Genomic DNA, 780 nt, shown 5'->3' with positions numbered 1-780 from the left:
CTGCGGCACGGCGGGCTCCACGGGTCGGGGGTGTTGGTGGGTGGGGTGTGCCGGCGGTGCGGGGCGTGGTGCCCGCACCGCCGGCACGCCGGTTCGGCTACGTGATGGTCACAGTGCCGCGCACTGGGTGGTGCGTGGTCCGTGCACGGTGTTGGTCACACCGAGGTTGATCGGGGCGGGGCTGTTGGCGGTGCAGCTGAGCGGGCCGCGGATGGTGTTGCCGGCCAGCAGGGGTGCGTCGGTGCCGGTGGTGTTGCCGGACAGGCTGACCGGGCCGGCGATCGTGACGTCGATGATGGAGATCGCGTCGGTGGTGTTCGTGATCTGGACCGGGCCGTTGACGGCGCTGTCGGCGAGGAGGACGCCGGCGGCGCGGGTGGCGCTGACCGGGCCGCTGATGGTCGTTCCGGTCGCGACGAGCGCCGCGCCCGTCCGGACGGTGACCGGGCCGTTGATGGTGGCGTCGGCGGCGCAGGTGAAGCCGGAGACGACCAGCGGGCCGTTGCGTCGGCCGGTGAGGGTCGGGTAGATGCGTTCGCCGTCGGTCAGCTTCTCCACGCCCTTGGTGTCGAGCAGGAGCGGGATGAGGCCGCGTTCGGGCTGGTTGAGGGGTACGTAGTAGCCGTCGCCGGTCTTGATGACCTTCCAGCCGTGTGCGGCGATGCGCTGTGCCACGGTGGTGCCCACGCCGCCTGGTCCGTCGGTGCGTGCGCCGTTGTACTGCTCCTCGGTGAGCTTGTAGGCGCACGCACCGACGGACCAGGCGGCGTGGGCACCACC

General features: G+C 71.9%; 1 pseudogene. It reads right to left on the bottom strand.

Annotated elements, in window-relative coordinates:
* Positions 1 to 108 precede the first annotated feature (108 nt).
* Positions 109 to 780, bottom strand: a pseudogene (locus EAD89_RS30525) (carboxypeptidase); the annotation flags it as partial.

The organism is Micromonospora sp. BL4, from assembly GCF_003667505.1.
In the GTDB taxonomy this organism is placed as follows: domain Bacteria; phylum Actinomycetota; class Actinomycetes; order Mycobacteriales; family Micromonosporaceae; genus Micromonospora.
This window is presented reverse-complemented; position numbering and strand designations above follow the sequence as displayed.